We start from the raw sequence: 5,537 nt of genomic DNA, 5'->3' as shown, positions 1-5,537 counted from the left end.
GCTCCTTCGATACGGTTCTGCCCTATCTCAGGAAGACCAAGCAGCCTGGAGCCTGATATATCCCAATAACGGGCCGGCGACACATTCGAGTTGCTGCTTGTCTGCCACGCGATTTGCGATGAGCCAGGCTGCGATGCAGCCTGGCTTCTACGCGCTTGAACTCGTTCGGCAGCCATAATGCGATCTGTTCACGAGGAGCTACTGTGCCGATCGCCGGGAGACAGAAAATTTGTAGGCACAAACTGGTCGCCGATATGGCACTTGCCTCGATGTTTGCCGTGCATAACCGCCCCCGCTGGCGGTCTTGGCTGGCTGGCCCGATGGGCTGGTCGTCAAAGGCAGTTCGTATTGACGTCGCCAAGACACCCAGCGGCAAAGGCCACGCGGTTCTAGTCGCCGAAGCCAGCCGCGAAGACCATGGTACTCGACAACAGTAGAAATGCGCTCAACGGCAGGCAGAAATACGGGGCCTGGCTGGCTGATGATCCAGTCGGGTAAATCGCCGCGCCCATAGTTCCAAGCTAAGAAAGGCAACCCGACAGTGAGCCGCGGTCCTTGTCTCTGCCCCATGGTCGCCCTTGGCTATATGTTGTGACCTGAGATCCAAGTCGCCCCCGAATTTTACGAGAGTCTTTGGTTTTCAGTTCTTGCCTCATGCGGCTTCGTTTTCCGTGGCGAACATCACACTTTCCAGCACCGGCCACTTCATCGGTCTGGCTAGCGACTACCTTCCGGCGCGCTCTCCCCTACAGAGACTGCCGACACTCTGGCCGACCCCAGTGTACTTGCTTAGATCCAGGAATGTATCGGAGGCTCGATTTCATTTAAGTAGTATTGTCCGATTGCATGGAATTTCCAGCGAACTGGGTCGTGGAGCGTGTGTGTTCGCGCATCGCGCCAAAGGCGGTCCAAATTCAGCTTCTCGAGGGTCGAGCGCGCTCCTACGAGTTCGAATAGCTTATTCGATGCAAGGAGGGCAAGTTCTGTGGACAAAACCTTCGCTTCCGCAATTGCGATTTTCGCCAAGCCGATCGTCCTTTCATCGACATTGGCGATCGTGGCATCAAGCTGACGTCCGCTGCGTTCAAGCATTGCTTCGGCGGCGTTGTACTTGATTTTCAAGTCTCCAACAGCGGCGATCGTGTAGGGATCATCACTCGCGCGTTCCCGTCCGCTGTCGATCCAAGGACGGGCATAGGTCTTGATGAGATCGATTGTGACATCGATAGCATATTTGGCAATCCCAAGATCGATCGCGGCATGGATAATTTGGCTCTGCGGACCAACGGCGCTCGGCTTTTCGTATACGATGTGGGCAGGCAATACTCTTGAGGCAGCAACGCGCACGCTATCCAGCAGCACCGAGCCGCTAGCGGTCGTGCGCTGGCCGAAGCCTGACCAATCGTCCACAACTGTTAGTCCGCTCGCGGTTCGATCGGCCACGGCAACGACGACATGGCCACCTTCATCCAATGCCACGATCGGGACGAGGTGAGCGAAGAGCGCGCCGGTCGAGTAAAATTTCTGTCCTGAGACGAGAAACTCATCTCCGTCACGGACCAATCGGGTCTCAAAATCTTCGACATTCTTGCCCTTAAATTCCGAAAACGCGTTTCCCAATCTCTGGCCGGCGAGCACCATGCCGAAGAGATTTCTCTTCTGCTCTTCGCTTCCGGTGAGTCGAATGACGTCGATGATTTCAAAGTTACTCTGCGGCATTTGCGCCAGCGAGGCATCGGCTGAAGCAAGGAGTGTGAAAACCTTGGCGACCGTGGTCTGCGAAACTCCTGCACCGCCGTAGTTTTTCGGGATTGTGATCCCCCAAAGACCGCTTTGCGAAAAAACGTCGACCTCCTCGAACGGAAGCGTTCTATTTTTGTCCCTTGAGCCGGCGTCGGCAAGAAAACGCAAGCGCAAATTCTCGGCAATCGCAATCGCTTCCTCGTCGCTGCTGATCACGTGGGCATGTTCTGTTGGGGGGCAGGGCGCCCACTCCGGAGTTGGCATGGACTCCGAAACTTGAGAGGCTTTCGCGATAGTATTACTCATGTCATCGTCTTCCTAGTCATTGGTTGGCTACTAGTTCGAGGAAGCAGGTATTCGACCGCGGTGAAAGTGATCACCCTGACCGAGGAACTGCGAACTGTGAGGTGCAGTGGGCCGTCGAGAGGCAAGCGCTCCGAAACCGAGGCCATGCCCCTATACAGGAATAGGCAGTTTCAGCAGCCCACATTTCACGATCATTGCTGGTATGGAGCGCCGTACGTCATTCGTAACAAAGCGGTCTATCCCGAGCGCAACAACAATCGCCGTCTGGATCACCAAGTCGTTCGCTGGAATGTACCGGCACGACCGGACGCTCCGCAAACTTAATGACCAAGGGCCGGAATCTCTCTCGTTCATGAAGGTCGAGGTCTGGCGCGCGGCATGCTGGCCTGTATGGCATAACCTCGACCTGATCCGCGATTACAACGATCATCACCTGGTCTCTCGAACACGAAGGGATGTGGAACCTATATGATGCTCAGCGGGGTCGATGTTTATATGCTCGGCGTGGTTGCGGATCCACAGGCGCGCACCCAGATGACGATGCTGCCGCGGTTGAAGCCACCTTCTACGGGCGCGTCGCAATTTTCGTGGTTACCGTCCGGTTGACCATCGCCGGAGAAAGCCGACTCCCATTGTTGGAGTGTACAAATGATTTTGAATGCCTTGGGAGAGGCTGAAGCTGAAGCAGTAGTCGAAGGATGATTTCAAGGACCGTCGCCTTCGAACATCGTGTCATTTGCAACAAGCAGGCCGGGAACTGAAACAGCGCCATAGCGGATCGCAGACATGATCACATGCCGAGAGACGGCTTGAGTCCTTTTTACATGATAGGCGATCGCGCACCCGAAGACCGGATTAAAGGTCAGGTGTGCTGGTGACTTGGCTTAGAAGAAACCGCGATGAACAATTCAACATTGAGATTTGATGTCATTTTGATGCCAACCGAGAAGTGGATGGTATGGGACGACCATTACGAGACGCCCGCCACGTTTGGCGGAGAAATCCTATCGGGCCTGCATCACGAGGCGGCAGCCCGGCTCGCTGATATTCTTAACGAGGTTTACCCGCGGACGATGGGGCAATCTCCGCGTGCGAGTAACATTCGTTAGCTGGAATCAATTGCGGCAGATCCTGCAGTTGCGAGCAAAGGATCGGACCCAAACTAACTGCAATTTCCGAGTCATTTCCCTTATGCGGATGAAGTGAACGCCATGAAAAAGATCGAAGCGATTTTCCCCCCTTCACGCGTCGGCGATGTGCGCGAGGCATTGCTGGATCTAAGCTTACTCGAGTTCGTGCTGTCCGATGTTACGGATTTTGCGCCGCGAAACCGCAGAGTGACCCGTTATCGAGGTGTAGAGCATGTTGCTGACGACAAGTCCGCCGTCAGGCTAGAGATTGTTACCAGAGACACCCAGACGGAAATCGTCGCGGAAGCTATCTTGACGGCGCTTATCGGCTATGGCGCGGATACCAGAATTCTGGTGAGCGACGTCTATGAAATATTGACCTACTAACGGTGTTGCTGAAGATTCCGCAAATTTCCCGCTCGTGCGACCCTTCGGACGATTGGCTGACTGCAATCAGCAACGCGAGTCCCGCGAGCTGACTTGCGGCGAGCAAAATCATCGATCCGCCGAAGTGCAACGGCTTTCAGCACACAAGTTCCAAGCCTGAGATCTCAACTCGATTGGGGAGACGTACTTAGTTGGTGGATGAAACGACCAGTAGCGGTAGACCCGGCTCCCGAAGCACTTCGCCTATGGCCAAGGTTCCTCGCCGACAATCTCGAATTTCGTCTCGGTGTGGCGGTTGGAGCTTCGTTGTCGCAGTTATGGTCGGCGAACGCTGGTGAGCTTGAGTCACCCTCGATTGAGACGTGGCGCGCAACGACGGGACTTCCATGGATTGGCTTCTGGTTTAGGGAGCTGCTCCGTTGGGGCCTCTGGATCCGTTTGTTGCATTCGCCCTTGCTCAAGGCATCGCCGGTACTCGCGAGGCGCACAAGCTCTTAGGCCGTAATTCGAAGCCTGGATGGGAAGTTTGATCGCCAAAGATCCCGAGGCAATTATCGATCCGCAAAACTTTCGGGCTTGGGCAACTGGGGCGCCACGGCGCAGCCCAGAATGCAGATATTGCAGTCCGCGCGTGCCGATGTGCTGCCTAAGGAGTGCAACCTGCCGCTCACCGGTAAACGCGTGGCCGACCTCGTCATAAACGATCCCGGTGTCTTCACACTCGCTCGTCATGGAGAGCACAGGATGATCGAATTAGCGGACGGTGTTCCACTTGAGGAGATCAAAGCCAAGACAGCTTGCTACTTCGACATCAACCTCAGGGAGTAGCCGCGGCCGCCGGGCCGGATACTACAGCCCTGCCCATCAATCAACCGCCGAACATCGCCTCAAAGGCGCCCCGGTACCGGGCTTCATTGTTGCCGGGCGATAATCGCTGCGCGTACCGACACAATAACCTTGAGTTCCATAAATTGGGGTTACGCAGCACCGATGACATTATGGGTGCGGTTCGCATGAGCGACCGCATTCCCAGTTCCTGCAATGGCATCGAGAGAACTGCTTCAAGCACTGAAAGCGACGATTGCGGCAAGTTGATCGGGTTCATCCTTATCGGTCCAGCCGGTTGATGTTCTGGTGGAGCAACGTTGCGAATTTCTTCAGCCCATTTTGCTGAAGCGCGTTGATGAACCCCTCAACCGTCGGCGTTGTCTTGCGCAGATTAAACCGGGCAAGTCTGGCACTCGATATCGTCGGTCCAGCGCGCCTCGGCAAGGCCATCAAAGGCGCACTGGATCAGGACATTCCGAAGATGAAATGGATAAAGGACGCAGGCATCATAGACCGCGACAGGCGGTTTAGAGGCCATGGGTCTGGATCAAGTCCTCGGTATCTTCGGCAAGCGCGTCGACCGCCGCTTGACGGACGTCGAGCCTGGATTTCAGCCCGAGTACATCCTTTAGAAGAGCACGGCGATGTTTGCCCACGTAGCGGAATGGCAGATCGCCCCGATCCATGCGAAGGACGACGAGGGGACGAGAGATGCCGAGAATAGCCGCCACCTCGGTCGGGCTCAGTTCTTGGTCTTCGGCCAGCACGGCAACACGTTCGCCACGTAGCATGTGCGCCAAAAGCGCCTCAACTGCCGCGGCGGCCGACGGCGGTATCGATAGCGTCTGTTCCTTCCCGCCTTCATGGCGAACATGAAGTTCCAGCCTGTCGCCCGCGCCCAGTTTCGGCAGAGGTGAAGCTGCCTTACGATCGCGATCCGACAGTCCGGCGAAGTGAACGATTTGACTGGCCATGGCAATATCTCCTGGATCGCCAATATAGTACCCGTCGCCATTAACTGCAATAACTGAAAGTTTGCGAAATGAGATTGAGTTAGTGGATTTGGCGTCTGATCGAAGCCGCTCAGAATTTCATCTCTATTGTGGATGGCCCGTTCCGGCGGCCGCTGGCGCGACCTGCCCG

The 5,537-nt window shown here is 55.8% G+C and carries 4 protein-coding genes and 1 pseudogene; 3 read left to right on the top strand and 2 right to left on the bottom strand.

Annotated elements, in window-relative coordinates:
• Nucleotides 1-789: 789 nt before the first annotated feature.
• Nucleotides 790-2,049: an SfnB family sulfur acquisition oxidoreductase gene (locus tag FY112_RS01725; protein WP_210384798.1), complete on the bottom strand. Its 1,260-nt coding sequence runs from the start codon at nt 2,047-2,049 to the stop codon at nt 790-792.
• Nucleotides 2,050-2,948: 899 nt separating this feature from the next.
• On the opposite strand from FY112_RS01725, the gene FY112_RS01720 reads away from it, so the two are divergent.
• The 3 genes and pseudogenes from FY112_RS01720 to FY112_RS01710 form a co-directional block, all read left to right on the top strand.
• Nucleotides 2,949-3,158: a hypothetical protein gene (locus FY112_RS01720; RefSeq protein WP_151517495.1), complete on the top strand. Its 210-nt coding sequence runs from the start codon at nt 2,949-2,951 to the stop codon at nt 3,156-3,158.
• A gap of 102 nt (nt 3,159-3,260) precedes the next feature.
• Entirely contained in the window at nt 3,261-3,566 is a 306-nt protein-coding gene (locus FY112_RS01715; protein ID WP_132613579.1) for a P-II family nitrogen regulator, read from the top strand.
• Nucleotides 3,567-4,214: 648 nt separating this feature from the next.
• Nucleotides 4,215-4,394, top strand: a pseudogene (locus FY112_RS01710) (succinyl-CoA--3-ketoacid-CoA transferase); the annotation flags it as partial.
• Between the two features lie 527 nt (nt 4,395-4,921).
• Here the strand turns inward: FY112_RS01710 and FY112_RS01700 are convergent.
• On the bottom strand, nt 4,922-5,368 hold the full coding sequence (locus FY112_RS01700; RefSeq protein WP_072641054.1) for a helix-turn-helix domain-containing protein: 447 nt from the start codon (nt 5,366-5,368) through the stop codon (nt 4,922-4,924).
• Nucleotides 5,369-5,537: the final 169 nt, after the last annotated feature.

Source organism: Rhizobium sp. PEPV16 (assembly GCF_008919455.1).
In the GTDB taxonomy this organism is placed as follows: domain Bacteria; phylum Pseudomonadota; class Alphaproteobacteria; order Rhizobiales; family Rhizobiaceae; genus Rhizobium; species Rhizobium leguminosarum_Q.
The sequence above is the reverse complement of the archived record's forward strand: the minus strand, read 5'-3'. Positions and strand labels throughout refer to the sequence as shown.